The sequence below is a fragment of the Escherichia albertii genome, assembly GCF_028622335.1.
Classification (GTDB): Bacteria; Pseudomonadota; Gammaproteobacteria; order Enterobacterales; family Enterobacteriaceae; genus Escherichia; species Escherichia albertii.
Genome location: NZ_CP117568.1, coordinates 1778715 through 1793097, shown reverse-complemented (window position 1 = coordinate 1793097; position 14383 = coordinate 1778715). Strand labels below are relative to the sequence as shown.

Sequence of the window (14383 nt, the reverse complement as noted above, 5' to 3'; positions counted from 1 at the left end):
TGTAGGCCTGCACACATGGCCACCATTACAGTTATGCTAATTAAAACGATTTTGACAGGCGGGAGGTCAATTTGATCCCGGACGTATCACAGGCGCTGGCTTGGCTGGAAAAACATCCTCAGGCTTTAAAGGGGATACAGCGTGGGCTGGAGCGCGAAACTTTACGTGTAAATGCCGATGGCACACTGGCAACAACAGGTCATCCTGAAGCATTAGGTTCCGCATTGACGCATAAATGGATAACTACCGATTTTGCCGAAGCATTGCTGGAATTTATCACACCAGTGGATGGCGATATTGAACATATGCTGACTTTTATGCGCGATCTGCATCGTTATACGGCGCGCAACATGGGCGATGAGCGGATGTGGCCGTTGAGTATGCCATGCTACATCGCAGAAGGTCAGGATATCAAACTGGCACAGTACGGCACTTCAAATACCGGTCGCTTTAAAACGCTGTACCGTGAAGGGCTGAAAAATCGCTATGGCGCTCTGATGCAAACCATTTCCGGCGTGCACTACAACTTCTCTTTGCCAATGGCATTCTGGCAAGCGAAGTGCGGCGATATCTCGGGCGAAGACGCCAAAGAGAAAATTTCTGCGGGCTATTTCCGCGTTATCCGTAACTACTATCGCTTCGGTTGGGTTATTCCTTACTTGTTTGGCGCATCTCCAGCAATTTGCTCTTCATTCCTGCAAGGTAAACCGACGTCGCTGCCGTTTGAAAAAACCGAGTGCGGTATGTACTACCTGCCGTATGCGACCTCTCTTCGTTTGAGCGATCTTGGCTATACCAATAAATCGCAAAGCAATCTTGGTATTACCTTCAACGATCTTTACGAGTACGTAGCGGGCCTTAAACAGGCAATCAAAACGCCGTCGGAAGAGTACGCGAAGATTGGTATAGAGAAAGACGGCAAGCGGCTGCAAATCAACAGCAATGTGCTGCAGATTGAAAACGAGCTATATGCGCCGATTCGCCCGAAACGCGTTACCCGCAGCGGCGAATCGCCATCTGATGCGTTGTTACGTGGCGGCATTGAATATATTGAAGTGCGTTCGCTGGACATCAACCCGTTCTCGCCGATTGGTGTAGATGAGCAGCAGGTGCGATTCCTCGACCTGTTTATGGTCTGGTGTGCGCTGGCTGATGCACCGGAAATGAGCAGTAGTGAACTTGCCTGTACACGTGTTAACTGGAACCGGGTGATCCTCGAAGGTCGCAAACCAGGCCTGACGCTGGGCATCGGTTGTGAAACCGCGCAGTTCCCGCTGTCGCAGGTGGGTAAAGATCTGTTCCGCGATCTGAAACGTGTTGCGCAAACGCTGGATAGCATTAACGGCGGCGAAGCGTACCAGAAAGTGTGTGATGAACTGGTCGCCAGCTTTGATAATCCCGATCTGACTTTCTCTGCTCGTATCTTAAGGTCTATGATTGATACTGGTATTGGCGGAACGGGCAAAGCGTTTGCTGAAGCATACCGTAACCTGCTGCGTGAAGAGCCGCTGGAAATTCTGCGCGAAGAGGATTTTGTTGCCGAGCGTGAGGCATCAAAACGTCGTCAGCAGGAAATGGAAGCCGCAGATGCTGAGCCGTTTGCGGTGTGGCTGGAAAAGCACGCCTGACAGAAAAGAAAAAGGCCACTCGGGAGTGGCCAAAATTTCATCTCTGAATTCAGGGATGATGATAACAAATGCGCGTCTTTCATATACTCAGACTCGCCTGGGAAGAAAGAGTTCAGAAAATTTTTAAAAAAATTACCGGAGGTGGCTAAATGCCGTTGTTAGATAGCTTCACAGTCGATCATACCCGGATGGAAGCGCCTGCAGTTCGGGTGGCGAAAACAATGAACACCCCGCATGGCGACGCAATCACCGTGTTCGATCTGCGCTTCTGCGTACCGAACAAAGAAGTGATGCCAGAAAAAGGCATCCATACTCTGGAACATCTGTTTGCTGGTTTTATGCGTAACCATCTTAACGGCAATGGCGTAGAGATTATCGATATCTCGCCAATGGGCTGTCGCACCGGTTTTTATATGAGTCTGATTGGTACGCCAGATGAGCAGCGTGTCGCTGATGCCTGGAAAGCGGCAATGGAAGACGTGCTGAAAGTGCAGGATCAGAATCAGATCCCGGAGCTGAACGTCTACCAGTGTGGCACTTATCAGATGCATTCGTTGCAGGAAGCGCAGGATATCGCCCGTAATATTCTGGAGCGTGGCGTGCGTATCAACAGTAACGAAGAGCTGGCGCTGCCGAAAGAGAAGTTGCAGGAGCTGCACATCTAGTTAGCTCAGGCAGAAGAAGTCGGGCGGTGATATCACTGCCTGGCTTGCCTGATGCGCGATGCTTATCAGGCCTACGTGGAAATCTCAATTTATTGAATTTTCTCACTATTGTAGGCCGGATAAGGCGTCCGCGCCGCATCCGGCATCAAACCGCGAGCAATTTGTCAGCAATATACGAATATCACAGCCTGTTTTTACCGATCAGTCACCCGATATTCCACACTATGCGCTTCATCTGGTTGAGGAACTTCCAGCCTTGAGGCCATTCGCATCACGACCGCTTCAGGCACCGCATACTTGCGCCTGGCATTTTGCTGCTTCCATTGCGCCCATGGTACTTCCAGATAAACGATTTTTGCCCGTGCACCATAAGCCGTAAACAGACTGATGAGCTGGCTACGCAGCTGGCGGGGTAATGTTTGTCGCATTCCAGACGAACGGCTTTTTCTGGCGTAAGATGAGCAAAATAAATATCCTCCGGCATAGCCGGAGGTTTTTCAAATGCGCCTGTAAGGCTCTCTTACCAGCCGCGCCCTAACAGGCGCACACGATCTGACATTTGCATCCAACTTCCTTACTTACGGCCCGTAAACGGGCTGCCCGGATAGGGAATCGATAACTGCTCTCCCATTTTATCCTCTTCAAGCTGGTGCTTTATGTAATCCTGTATCTTCGCCGTGTTCTTACCCACCGTATCGACGTAGTACCCCCTGCACCAGAACTCCCTGTTCCTGTATTTGAATTTCAAATCCCCAAACTGCTCGTAAAGCATCAGACTGCTTTTCCCTTTCAGATATCCCATAAAGCCGGATACGCTCATTTTGGGCGGGATCTCCACAAGCATATGGATATGATCTGCACAGCATTCAGCTTCCAGAATCCGTACGCTTTTCCACTCACACAGCTTTCTCAAAATACTGCCTATTGCTCTACGCTTCTCTCTGTAGAACACCTGTCTTCGGTATTTTGGCGCAAAAACTATGTGATATTTACAGTTCCATCGGGTGTGCGCTAAGCTCTTTTCGTTCCCCATTGGGACCCCCTTTTGATTTCTTGTTTGACACTTGCAGTTGCCAGACCGCAAGGTGTTTTAACAAATCAAAAGGGGTTTTAATAACTGGCTCAAAGCTGAAAGCTTTCCAGAACCCCCAGCCTAGCTGGGGGTTTTCTGTGCACAACAAAAAGGGAGCCGTAGCTCCCTTTGATAACATTAATGCGCGCCGCCTGCGCCGCCACCTGCGCCAAATGGCGGTTTAGCAAACCACACCAGCCCCAGCAGGACGAGGAATATCCCGGCTGACATCCAGAAGATCTCATTGGCGGAAATAATCAGCCCCTGATTGGTGATCTGCTGGGCAATCCAGCCAGATGCCTGTTGTTGCGTCATCCCCAGCCCTTCCAGTTGACTGTACATCGCCTGGGCGTTCGGATTATACGGATTCACTGACTCGGTCAATTGCGCATGGTGCAGCGACTCGCGATTGGTCCACATGGTCGTGGTGATGGACGTACCGATGGACCCTGCCAGTGTTCGCGTAAAGTTGGAGAGACTTGACGCCGCCGCCAGCCGTTCAGGCGGCAAACCAGACAGCGTAATGGTGGTCAGCGGCATAAAGAAGCAAGCCACTGCGAAGCCCTGGATAAACTGCGGCCAGGCCGACGCGCCGAAATCCATACCCGGTTCAAAGGTATACGCACGCCAGTAGAAGCAGACGGCATACATAATAAAACTAAAGGTTACCAGTCGACGCATATCCAGTTTATGTGCGAAGCGGCCAATAATCGGCGACAGGATCACCGGAATAATCCCTACCGGCGCAGACGCCAACCCTGCCCACGTCGCCGTGTAACCGTAGACCTCCTGTAATAACTGCGGAAGTAAAACAATAGCGCCGAAGTAAAGCATATAGGCGAGGCTGATACATAAGCAGCCAATGGTAAAGTTGCGCGACTTAAACAACGACAGGTCAACTATCGGGTTATCGTCCGTCAGTTCCCAGACAATCAGGAAACTGATAGCCACCACAGCCACCACCGTGAGAATGATAATTTCCTGTGATGAGAACCAGTCCAGTTCTTTACCCCGGTCGAGCATAATCTGCAGGCTGCCGATACCAATCACCAGCAGTGCCAGCCCCACGGCATCAATTCGCCGCCGTTCGGTACGGGTTTCGCGTCCGCGCAGGGTTTGCAGCGTCATCAACACTACTGCTATGCCAATTGGCACGTTGATAAAAAAGATCCAGCCCCAGTGATAATTATCGCTGATATAACCACCAAGGATTGGGCCGCAAATTGGCGCGACAATCACCGTCATCGACCACAACGCCAGCGCAATAGAACGCTTAGCTGGCGGGTAGTTATTCAGCAATAGACTTTGCGAAAGCGGGATCAACGGTCCGGCGACAATCCCCTGAATCACGCGGAAGAAGATCAGCATGTTCAGGCTGCTGGAGACACCACACGCCCACGAAGCAATGGCGAAAGCGATGGTCGACCAGAGGAACAGTTTTACTTCCCCGACACGCTTTGCCAGCCAGCCGGTAAGGGGGATCGAGATGGCATTCGCCACCCCGAAAGAGGTAATTACCCACGTTCCCTGACTGAGCGATGAGCCCAGATTTCCGGCGATAGTGGGGATCGCCACGTTAGCAATGGTGGAGTCCAGCACCTGCATGAATGTCGCCAGCGACAGCGCAATCGTCATAATGATCAGTTGCGCGCCTTCCAGCGGTTTTTGCTGTTGCATCACACACACCTCTGGATTAGCCAGCGTTAGCTTTTACGATGTCGTCGATCAGTTTATTGACAGGTTCCAGGCTGATTTCACGGGCGGTACTTACCGCTACTGGAGTGGAGCGCACTGTGCTTGCCAGTACCTGACCGTTACGGTTAGTCGTATTGACGCTTACCAGCGTGGATAAACCGATACGCAGCGGGTGCTGTTCCAGTTGTTTCTGGTCCAGTTCGACGCGAACAGGAAGACGCTGAACGACTTTGATCCAGTTTCCGGTGGCATTTTGCGCCGGAAGTAGTGAGAACGCGCTACCCGTACCCATATCCAGACCGACCACTTTCCCGGTGTATTTCACATCATCGCCGTAAATATCGGTGGTGATGGTGACCGGCTGACCGATACGCATATTGGCAATTTGCGTCTCTTTAAAGTTAGCATCGACCCACATGTTAGTGGCTGGAACCACTGCCATCAGCGGCGTTGTCGGGCTAATTTGCGCACCAGGCTGTACAGCACGGCGAGAGACATAACCGGTCATCGGGCTGACAATACGAGTACGCTCCAGTGCCAGCCAGGCATTACGTACTTCGGTAGCGGCCTGTTGCACCGCAGGCTGATCTTCCAGTTTAGTCCCCAGAATCATCGCCTGATTGGCATTGTATTGTTGGATGGCGACATCCAGTTGCGCCTGGGCGCTGGTAACGGCGTCGCGGGCGTGTTGCAGCTCTTCGCGGCCAATCAGGTTGGCGTTGCCCAGCGGGACACGGCGGTTGTAGTCGCTCTGTGCTTTCGCGAGGGCGATTTTTTGCACCTCAATATTCGCCTGCAACTGTTTGCTATTAATCATTAACTGGTGGGTCTGGCGCACGCTGGAGGCCAGCGCCGTTTTGGCTTTTTCAAACGCCTGACGGGCATCCGTCGGGTCGAGAGTGACCAATACATCGCCTTCTTTCACAAAGTCGGTATTATCGGCCCAGACTTTTGTCACGCTACCCGACACCTGAGACATAATCTGAATCTGATTCCCTGCTACGTATGCGTCATCAGTTTCTTCAAAATGACGCAGTACCAAAAACCAATAAATCCCTGTCGCTACGGCAATAATAATAAAGAGCAAGGTGAGAAGGAGTAGCAGGCGTTTACGCTTGCCGTTCTTCTTTACCGGTTGCTGCGGGGTTTGAGTCTCCGCATTTGCGCTCATAGTGTTCTCCACGATCTTCTTAACTCATCGGCTGAGCCGACCTGCTTGCCAAAAAGGCCAGCACGTTACGATGCTGGCCGGTCAGTTTTTCTTTTATAAATCTGGATTTTTGAGCGAGATGACGCGTTAGCTCATCGCTTCGAGAACCACACCGTCTTGTTCCATCTGGTCGAGACGAGAGAGCAATTTGCGGGTGATTTGCTCGAGTTGATCTTTCTCACTTGCGGTAAGTGAAGACCAGAGTTGATGCAGGCAGTTATGCTGCGGTGGTAGGACCTCGCGCAAAAACTCATGACCTTTTTCCGTTAATTGCAGATGCAGGCAACGGCGATCGTTATCGCTTTCACGACGCTCGATCCAACCACGTTTTTCCAGCTCATCGGCAATACGCGTCGCATTGGTACGGGATGATCCAAGAGCACAACTCAATTCAGAAGGCTGAATACTGTGATTTTCCTGAGACTCCAGCGTAATCAACGCCATAAACAACGTCTCGTTAATCCCCTGAGCCTTCAGCATTTTATTGCGGTTCTCCAACAGCTTGCTTTGCATGTGCATACAAAGACGAGTCAGAAGAATCTCCTGATAAGGAAAATCTTCATGGCGGCTGGCGCGAAATTTTAGCATTTGTTCAATGGGCGTAAACGAACTATCCATTTGGGTATGACCTCATTAATTTCAGCCGATATAGTAACGACAGTGACAAATAAAGTAAATGTATTGTTTTATAAAAATCAATTCTTGTGAGTTATATAATCGTCAGCACTTTCCAGGCGAGCCCATAGGCCAGCGCGCTGAGTAGAGTGGGGACGATAATGCTGCGTGTTTTGTAGAAGCTGGCGCCCAGTACCACAAAACCGACCAGCGTGGGCACGAAACGGCGTGAGTCGTGCATCACTTCTGGTGCAGTAGAAACAACCAGCAGAGCGCAAATAGAGGCAATGCCAATGGTGTCGAGCAAAATACCCACCGCGCCGCGTTTGGCTGGACGAGCATTGCCCGCCTGCAGACGCAGTGGTAAATAACGAAAACAGTAATTCGCAGCACCGACCAATAATCCGAGCAGCAGAACCTCATAGCTCATCAGGTGCTCCTTGCCAGAACGACTGGATGAGCGCGGTGAGGCAACCACAGACAATACCTGCCAGAATGGCGACGGGAATTGAAAACAACGTTACGCCTGCGAGGGCGCCAATTAACGCTGCGGTAACGCAAAGGGATTGTTTGCGTTGGAAAGAGGCGAGCAGGAAACTCATAAAGAGCGCTGGCAGCATAAAGCTTAATGCTGCTTCAACGGCTGGATAACCTTGCAGCAAACCGCTGCCGGAGAATGCCCCTATTACCGTACCAAATACCCACGACGACCACGAACTGAAGGTGATGCCAATCATCCAGTTTTCACTCCAGCGGCGATTATTGCGTACCAGCTTTGCCGTTGCCGCTGCAAAAACTTCGTCTGTCAGGCCAAACGCCCACAGCGCAGTTTTCGATTTTTGCAGATGCCGGGCTATGCGGCTACGCAATGACGGGCCATACAAAACATGGCGAACGTCCATTGCCATCACTGTCAGTGCAGCAACCCACAAACTACTCCCGGCCGCCAGCATCGCAGTAATGACGAACTGACTGGCTCCTGCATAAATAATGCAGGAGAAAAAAACACTTTCGAGAGGGGTAAATCCCAGACGGGTCGCATTCAGACCGAAAGCAAAGGCTACCGGAATATAACTAATAACAATCGGTAAACTGTCTTTGCATCCTTCCATGAAGGTCGCCGAATCAGAAACAGGCTGAGGAATTGGGCTTTCCATAGAGTGTACGCTTAACGACTGTTAATATTATAAATAGACTGAATGAATATCTTAACCTTATCAGACTGATGGGATTCTTAACACCCTTATCAGTGTAAAGCGACGAAAACGGTTGCTGATTGCTTAATTTGCAGCTTTCTGATGATGAAAACCTCGCCACCAGACCAACAGGTTAACCAGAGCAATCGTCGCGCCAGCCAGACAAACGCCAGCCCAACCAGCATGTTGCCAGGCGGAGGCCGAAATCAACGAGCCGGCTGCGCCGCCCATAAAGTAGCTGGTCATATAACCCGCGGTCAGGCGATTACGCGCATCTGGGTGAATTCGATAAATCACGGTCTGATTAGTGATATGCACGCCCTGGACGGTGAGATCCAGCACCAGGATGCCAATAATCAGCGCCAGCACGGAGGTATGACCGAACCAGATCGCCAGCCATGAAAGTAATAACAGCAGTAAACCAAAAGTCGTTGTGAGGTGCGATTTGCCCTTATCAGCAAAACCTCCCGCTGGACGTGCGCCTAATGCTCCCGCGGCACCTGCCAGGCCAAACAGACCAATCATGCCGTCGCTGTAATTAAAGGGTGGCGCAGCGAGCAGAAAAGCCATCGATGTCCAGAGAATACTGAAGTTGGCAAAAGTCAGGCAGCCCAGTACCGCACGGGTGCGTAGTATCTTATCGTGCATAAACATACTGAAAACGGAACCTAACAACTGTGGATAGTTGAGTTGGGTTTCTGATTTCATTTGTGGCAGACCGCGCCATAACGCCAGCGCCATCAGTGCCATTAACACCGATGCAACCCAGAAGACGGTACGCCAGCCGCCGAGGTTTGCCAGCAGCCCGGCAATGGTCCGCGCCAGCAAAATCCCCAACAGCAGGCCGCTCATAATGGTGCCAACCACTTTGCCGCGTTTATCGGGTGAAGCCAGCGTCGCCGCCAGCGGAACCAGAATTTGTGCCACGACCGAGAATAAGCCGGTTAATGCCGTGCCGAGGATCAACATTGCCAGCGACTGACTGCTGGCGGTGAGCAACATGCCTCCGGCTGCCAGTAAGGTCATGAAGACAATCAGGCGGCGGCGTTCAAACATATCCCCGAGGGGGACAAGAAACAGCAGACCGGCGGCATAGCCTAATTGTGCGGCGGTGACGATAAAGCCTGCTGAACTGGCGGAAAGGGAAAAGTTACGCGCGATGGTGTCGAGCAACGGCTGGGCGTAATAGTTGCTGGCGACTGCCAGACCGGTGGCGATCGACATCAGCATGATCAGCGCCGGGCTAAGCTCATGATTGGTTTTAGTCATTGTTTTTGTTTATCAGGTGATGATTAGTCTGAAAACCAATCATAGTGGATGTTTATGAATGGCGGGTAAAAGATAGGTTGTTGAAATGTGCGGTGTAGTTTGTAGGCCTGATAAGACGCGTCAGCGTCGCATCAGGCATTGTGCACAGAACGGCGGATGCGGCGAAAACGCCTTATCCGCCCTACGGAATGAGTGTGGTTTGTAGTTTGTAGGCCTGATAAGACGCGTCAGCGTCGCATCAGGCATTGTGCACAGAACGGCGGATGCGGTGAAAACGCCTTATCCGCCCTACGGAATGAGTGTGATTTGTAGTTTGTAGGCCTGATAAGACGCGTCAGCGTCGCATCAGGCATTGTGCACAAAACGGCGGATGCGGTGAAAACGCCTTATCCGCCCGAATAAAAATTATTTCTGCGCCGCCAGCGCTTCATTCACCCAGCCGTCAAACTGCTGCTGGTGGGCTTTGATCCAGCCATCAACGTGACCCTGAATATCGCTTTCTGAGGCTTTGCCGTCATGCATAATGGCGTTCTGGGCGTTAATATCCGCCACTGGCAATTGCATAATGGCAAATAGTTTTGCTGCCGCCGGGTTTTTCTCAGCCCAGGCTTTGTTGGCAACGATATGCATTGTACTTACCGGGAAGCCGTAATTCGCACCATTCGGCAGCTTGGTGTCGGCATTTTTATCACCCGACAGTGCGGAGAACGGCACCTGCAACCAGACGACATCTTTGCCTGGCTTCAGTTCGTTACTCACCCAGTATGGCGTCCAGGTGTAGTAAAACACCGGTTTGCCCTCTTTGTAACGACTGATGGTGTCAGCCATCATCGCCGCATAGTTCCCCTGATTATGGGTTACGGTATTGGTCAGGTCATACGCGGCAAGCTGATAGTTGATCGCACCTTCACAGCCCCAGCCTGGGTTACAACCGGTTAAATCCGCTTTACCGTCGCCGTTGGTATCGAACAGTTTGGCGATCTTCGGATTTTTCAGTTGTGCGATGTTGGTGATTTTGTACTGGTCGGCGGTTTTCTTATCGATCAGGTAACCTTGTGCCGCACCGTTAACAAATACCCCTTCACGATAAAACTTCTTATCGCCACCGGCTGCTTCGTACATGTTGTCATGCAGTGGCGTCCAGTTCACCGCGGTAAAGGTCGCATCGCCAGAAGCAAGCGAGGTGTAGCCAACGTTGTAATCCACTTCGCTGGGTTTATTGACGGTATAACCCAATTTCTCCAGCGCACGGCTGACCAGCAGCGTCTGGAAGGTTTCTTCAGTGATGGTGCTCTGAACCGGGTTTACGGTAATTCCCTTGCCCGGTAGATCGGTAGCAAAAGTTTGTGTAGAGATAAGCGTGGCAAACGCTGTCGCAAAAAGTACGCTATGTCGCATTGTTATTCCTTTTTTTTGGCAGGGGGTAATGCCCGGCGTCACCGGGCAAGTGCATAGTTATTTAATGAATGGACGGGTCAGCAGACCGACAGGGCCAGTGGTATACCAGCGACGGTTGCCGCGACTGCGGGCGTCGCGCCCAACGGCCTGTGTCAGGCGATCGAGGATAATGGCGAGGATCACAATCCCGATGCCGCCAACGGTAGCAAGTCCCATGTCCAGACGACCGATACCGCGCAGTACCATCTGACCCAGCCCGCCGACGGCAATCATCGAGGCGATGACCACCATGGAAAGAGCCAGCATCAGTGTCTGGTTGACGCCCGCCATAATGGTCGGCATCGCCAGCGGTAACTGAACTTTGAACAACATCTGGCGCGGGCTGGCACCGAATGAGCGTGAGGCTTCAATCAGATCCGCCGGAACCTGGTTAATCCCCAGAATAGTCAGTCGGATAATCGGCGGCAGAGCAAAGATGATCGTCACCACTACGCCCGGCACGTTACCAATACCAAACAGCATGACGATTGGCACCAGATAAACAAACGCAGGCGTCGTCTGCATGGCATCAAGCAGAGGACGGATTATTTTTGCTGCCCGTGGGCTTCTCGCCAGCCAGATCCCCAGAGGCAGGCCGATGACGATACAAAACAGCAGGGCGGTTAACACCAGCGCCAGAGTAACCATTGCCTGCGACCAGGCACCGATTGCACCGATGGCAACCAGCGAAATCAGCGCCGCCACGCCCATTCCTGCGCCGGAAATCTGCCAGGCTAGCAGGGCGAAAACGATAATCGCCACAGGCGCGGGCATACCCAGCAGCAGTTGCTGGAAACCGTTGAGGATATAATCCACCGGAACGCGAACGCCCTGGAAGAGCGGACGGAAATGGGTCACGACCCAGTCGATCCCTTCAGTTACCCAACTGTCGAGTGGGATCAGCGTTTTATGGAACGGATCCATAATATTGAAATGTTCAGGTGCCGGCGGGGGCGTATTCGTCAGCCAGTCAGCGCCGCCGTCAGTAGGCGTTGTTGCCGGCATTCCCCAGGCGTCTGCGGATTGTGCGGCGCTGTCCGCCGCTGCTGTGGTATCCCACGGATTGTTTTGATCAGCCATTGTTTACCCCCTCACGATCTAAAGCGCGTAGCAGCATCCCTTTGGAAATGATGCCGACATACTGTTGGTCCTCGTCGACCACGGGCACCGCACAGGGTGCCTGTCCGACATGCGAGAGCAACTCGCTGAGAGGCGTTTGCGCATCAACCGCTAAGGGAGTATCAATCAACGCGGCATCAAGACCTTGTTGCTGCGTTAATGCCGCTTTTAACGAATCGATAGACACGGCGCCGACAAATTTATTACCGCGTTCGATGACGTAACCATATTCGCGATCTTCATCCTGCAATAATTTCAGTGCCGAACGCGGGCCGAAGCCGGGCGTTTTACGAATTAAGCCGTTTGGTGTCCGACGAGCAATATCTTTTGCGCTGAACACCTGGCTAATATCGACGCCACGGAAGAAGGTTCGGACATAATCATTTGCCGGATTATTGAGAATTTCGTCCGGTGTACCGACCTGTACCACTTCGCCATTTTGCATAATGGCAATCCGGTCGCCAATACGCATCGCTTCGTCGAGATCGTGGGAAATAAAGACAATGGTACGTTGATGTTTCGCCTGTAATTTTACCAGCTCATCCTGCATCTCAGTGCGAATTAATGGATCAAGCGCAGAGAAGGCTTCGTCCATTAATAAAATATCTGGATTAATCGCTAATGCACGGGCTAGTCCAACGCGCTGACGCATGCCGCCAGAAAGTTCATCCGGGTAGCTGTGGGCATAATTTTCCAGCCCCACCTGACGCAGAGCATCAAGTGCTTTTTCCCGACGTTCCTCTGCGTTAATTCCCGCTAATTCCATACCGAACGCGGTATTATCCAGCACGGTCATATGCGGCATTAAAGCAAATGACTGAAAGACCATCGCAATCTTTTTTCTGCGCACCTCACGGAGCTCTGCGTCGGATATTTTGGCGATATCGATGCCGTCAATTAGCACTTGTCCACGGGTGGGTTCAATCAGGCGATTGAGAAGACGTACCATTGTAGATTTACCCGAACCGGATAATCCCATGATGACAAATATCTCGCCTTCTTCAATCGCCAGACTGGCGTCTTTTACGCCAAGCGATAGTCCAGTTTTTTCCAGAATTTGTTCTTTTGAAAGTCCCTGTTCGATATATTTGAAAGCTCTCTGTGGGTGCTCGCCAAATATTTTATAGAGATTTTTAATTTCTAATTTAATTGCCATGCAATAGAAGGATTCCTGTTATTTGTTTATGTCGATATATTACCCAATGGAAATAGTTACTTTTTTCTACCCTAACATACTGAGAATCTGAGGCAACCCCTGAGGGCAAATGTGGCATGAATATTGATGCGAGCAAATCGCCGGAATTTCCCATGATATAAGGGCTGAGAGCAAATCGAGAAAAGTTGATATTTTTTGTTATAGATAGTGGAAAAACGCCTGAATATTGTGGTTTCAGGCGAATAATGCAACAGAGAATCAATGTAGATCACCACAAAATATTTACGTGATAAAAGGCTATTTGGCGGAAATTATTTCCCTGCTGTGGTTGGTGATATATTCAAAAATAACTGGTCAGAAATTCCAGTCTTCATCTTCTGTTTCGACCGCTTTTCCCATTACATAAGAGGAGCCAGAGCCGGAAAAGAAATCGTGATTCTCATCGGCATTCGGCGAAAGAGCGGCGAGAATTGCCGGATTCACTTTCGCCATTTCTGCTGGAAATAACGGTTCGTAGCCCAGATTCATCAACGCCTTATTGGCGTTGTAGCACAGAAACGCTTTTACGTCGTCAGCCCACGTGGTTTCGGCGTACAGCTCATCGGTGTATTGCAACTCGTTGTCGTAGAGTTCCAGCAACAAATCGAAGGCGAAACGCTTCAACTCTTCACGTTGTGTCAGGGATATTTTTTCCTGGTTTTTCTGATACTTATAACCGATGTAATAACCGTGGACTGCTTCATCACGGATAATCAGACGGATCAGGTCGGCGGTATTAGTCAACTTACCGCGACTGGAAAGATACATCGGCAGCCAGAAACCAGAATAGAACAAAAATGATTCAAGAAAGACACTGGCGATTTTCTTTTTCAGCGGATCATCACCGCGATAATGTTGCTGAATAATCTGTGCTTTTCGCTGCAACGGCGCGTTTTCTTCACTCCAGGCGTAGGCGGCATCGACATCTTTTGTCTGGCACAACGTCGAGAAAATCGAACTGTAAGAGCGGGCATGAACCGCTTCCATAAAGCTGATATTCGACAACACCGCCTCTTCATGGGGGGTGAGTGCATCGGGCATCAGCGAAGGCGCGCCGATAACATTTTGCAGCGTGTCGAGCAGCGTCAGGCCAGTAAAAACACGCATCGTCAGTTGTTGTTCTACGGCACTTAATGTCTGCCAAGCAGGAATATCGTTCGATAATGGCACCTTTTCCGGCAGCCAGAAATTGCTGGTCAGGCGATTCCACACCTCCAGATCTTTATCGTCAGATATCTTGTTCCAGTTGATGGCGCTGATACGTGAGAGTTTCATAGATATT

General features: G+C 51.0%; 13 protein-coding genes and 1 pseudogene. 2 read left to right on the top strand and 12 right to left on the bottom strand.

Going from position 1 to position 14383, the window contains the following annotated elements:
- The first annotated feature begins 71 nt into the window (after positions 1 to 71).
- Both gshA and luxS read left to right on the top strand, forming a co-directional pair.
- Positions 72 to 1628 carry a glutamate--cysteine ligase gene (gene gshA / locus PS053_RS08720; protein WP_085456536.1) on the top strand — a complete coding sequence of 519 codons (1557 nt, stop codon included), beginning with the start codon at positions 72 to 74 and terminating at the stop codon, positions 1626 to 1628.
- A gap of 149 nt (positions 1629 to 1777) precedes the next feature.
- Positions 1778 to 2293: an S-ribosylhomocysteine lyase gene (luxS, locus tag PS053_RS08715; RefSeq protein ID WP_001130206.1), complete on the top strand. Its 516-nt coding sequence runs from the start codon at positions 1778 to 1780 to the stop codon at positions 2291 to 2293.
- 194 nt (positions 2294 to 2487) lie between these two features.
- Here the strand turns inward: luxS and PS053_RS08710 are convergent.
- The 12 genes and pseudogenes from PS053_RS08710 to nrdF all read right to left on the bottom strand — a co-directional run.
- A pseudogene (locus PS053_RS08710) lies at positions 2488 to 2755 on the bottom strand (AAA family ATPase); the annotation flags it as partial.
- Positions 2756 to 2867: 112 nt separating this feature from the next.
- Entirely contained in the window at positions 2868 to 3326 is a 459-nt protein-coding gene (tnpA, locus tag PS053_RS08705) for an IS200/IS605-like element IS200C family transposase (protein ID WP_000526135.1), read from the bottom strand.
- A 177-nt stretch (positions 3327 to 3503) separates the two neighbouring features.
- A complete protein-coding gene (gene emrB, locus PS053_RS08700) occupies positions 3504 to 5042 on the bottom strand; it encodes a multidrug efflux MFS transporter permease subunit EmrB (RefSeq protein WP_001187290.1) in 1539 nt (512 codons plus the stop codon).
- Positions 5043 to 5058: 16 nt separating this feature from the next.
- The gene (gene emrA, locus PS053_RS08695) at positions 5059 to 6231 is read right to left on the bottom strand and encodes a multidrug efflux MFS transporter periplasmic adaptor subunit EmrA (protein ID WP_010338431.1); all 1173 of its coding nucleotides are present in this window, start codon (positions 6229 to 6231) and stop codon (positions 5059 to 5061) included.
- A 126-nt stretch (positions 6232 to 6357) separates the two neighbouring features.
- The gene (gene emrR, locus PS053_RS08690; protein ID WP_000378445.1) at positions 6358 to 6888 is read right to left on the bottom strand and encodes a multidrug efflux transporter EmrAB transcriptional repressor EmrR; all 531 of its coding nucleotides are present in this window, start codon (positions 6886 to 6888) and stop codon (positions 6358 to 6360) included.
- A 91-nt stretch (positions 6889 to 6979) separates the two neighbouring features.
- Complete coding sequence (ygaH, locus tag PS053_RS08685) at positions 6980 to 7315, bottom strand: L-valine transporter subunit YgaH (protein WP_000119741.1); 336 nt, start codon at positions 7313 to 7315, stop codon at positions 6980 to 6982.
- Positions 7305 to 8042 (bottom strand): L-valine exporter subunit YgaZ, encoded by a 738-nt coding sequence (gene ygaZ / locus PS053_RS08680; protein WP_256879379.1) that lies wholly within the window; start codon positions 8040 to 8042, stop codon positions 7305 to 7307. The genes ygaH and ygaZ overlap by 11 nt, the downstream gene beginning before the upstream one ends.
- 123 nt (positions 8043 to 8165) lie before the next feature.
- On the bottom strand, positions 8166 to 9350 hold the full coding sequence (locus PS053_RS08675; protein ID WP_103053819.1) for an MFS transporter: 1185 nt from the start codon (positions 9348 to 9350) through the stop codon (positions 8166 to 8168).
- Between the two features lie 405 nt (positions 9351 to 9755).
- Positions 9756 to 10748 (bottom strand): glycine betaine/L-proline ABC transporter substrate-binding protein ProX, encoded by a 993-nt coding sequence (gene proX, locus PS053_RS08670; RefSeq protein WP_256879380.1) that lies wholly within the window; start codon positions 10746 to 10748, stop codon positions 9756 to 9758.
- Between the two features lie 57 nt (positions 10749 to 10805).
- Positions 10806 to 11867, bottom strand: a complete 1062-nt coding sequence (proW, locus tag PS053_RS08665; protein WP_256879381.1) for a glycine betaine/L-proline ABC transporter permease ProW — start codon at positions 11865 to 11867, stop codon at positions 10806 to 10808.
- Positions 11860 to 13062 (bottom strand): glycine betaine/L-proline ABC transporter ATP-binding protein ProV, encoded by a 1203-nt coding sequence (proV, locus tag PS053_RS08660; RefSeq protein ID WP_000985479.1) that lies wholly within the window; start codon positions 13060 to 13062, stop codon positions 11860 to 11862. The genes proW and proV overlap by 8 nt, the downstream gene beginning before the upstream one ends.
- 354 nt (positions 13063 to 13416) lie before the next feature.
- Complete coding sequence (nrdF, locus tag PS053_RS08655) at positions 13417 to 14376, bottom strand: class 1b ribonucleoside-diphosphate reductase subunit beta (RefSeq protein ID WP_000777916.1); 960 nt, start codon at positions 14374 to 14376, stop codon at positions 13417 to 13419.
- Positions 14377 to 14383 lie beyond the last annotated feature (7 nt).

What these genes read in the sequence shown, in the direction of transcription:
- nrdF (WP_000777916.1), bottom strand. Translation starts at nt 14,376, where the DNA reads ATGAAACTCTCACGTATCAGCGCCATCAACTGGAACAAGATATCTGAC.
- proV (WP_000985479.1), bottom strand. Translation starts at nt 13,062, where the DNA reads ATGGCAATTAAATTAGAAATTAAAAATCTCTATAAAATATTTGGCGAG.
- emrB (WP_001187290.1), bottom strand. Translation starts at nt 5,042, where the DNA reads ATGCAACAGCAAAAACCGCTGGAAGGCGCGCAACTGATCATTATGACG.
- ygaH (WP_000119741.1), bottom strand. Translation starts at nt 7,315, where the DNA reads ATGAGCTATGAGGTTCTGCTGCTCGGATTATTGGTCGGTGCTGCGAAT.
- tnpA (WP_000526135.1), bottom strand. Translation starts at nt 3,326, where the DNA reads ATGGGGAACGAAAAGAGCTTAGCGCACACCCGATGGAACTGTAAATAT.
- proX (WP_256879380.1), bottom strand. Translation starts at nt 10,748, where the DNA reads ATGCGACATAGCGTACTTTTTGCGACAGCGTTTGCCACGCTTATCTCT.
- luxS (WP_001130206.1), top strand. Translation starts at nt 1,778, where the DNA reads ATGCCGTTGTTAGATAGCTTCACAGTCGATCATACCCGGATGGAAGCG.
- proW (WP_256879381.1), bottom strand. Translation starts at nt 11,867, where the DNA reads ATGGCTGATCAAAACAATCCGTGGGATACCACAGCAGCGGCGGACAGC.
- PS053_RS08675 (WP_103053819.1), bottom strand. Translation starts at nt 9,350, where the DNA reads ATGACTAAAACCAATCATGAGCTTAGCCCGGCGCTGATCATGCTGATG.
- emrA (WP_010338431.1), bottom strand. Translation starts at nt 6,231, where the DNA reads ATGAGCGCAAATGCGGAGACTCAAACCCCGCAGCAACCGGTAAAGAAG.
- ygaZ (WP_256879379.1), bottom strand. Translation starts at nt 8,042, where the DNA reads ATGGAAAGCCCAATTCCTCAGCCTGTTTCTGATTCGGCGACCTTCATG.
- emrR (WP_000378445.1), bottom strand. Translation starts at nt 6,888, where the DNA reads ATGGATAGTTCGTTTACGCCCATTGAACAAATGCTAAAATTTCGCGCC.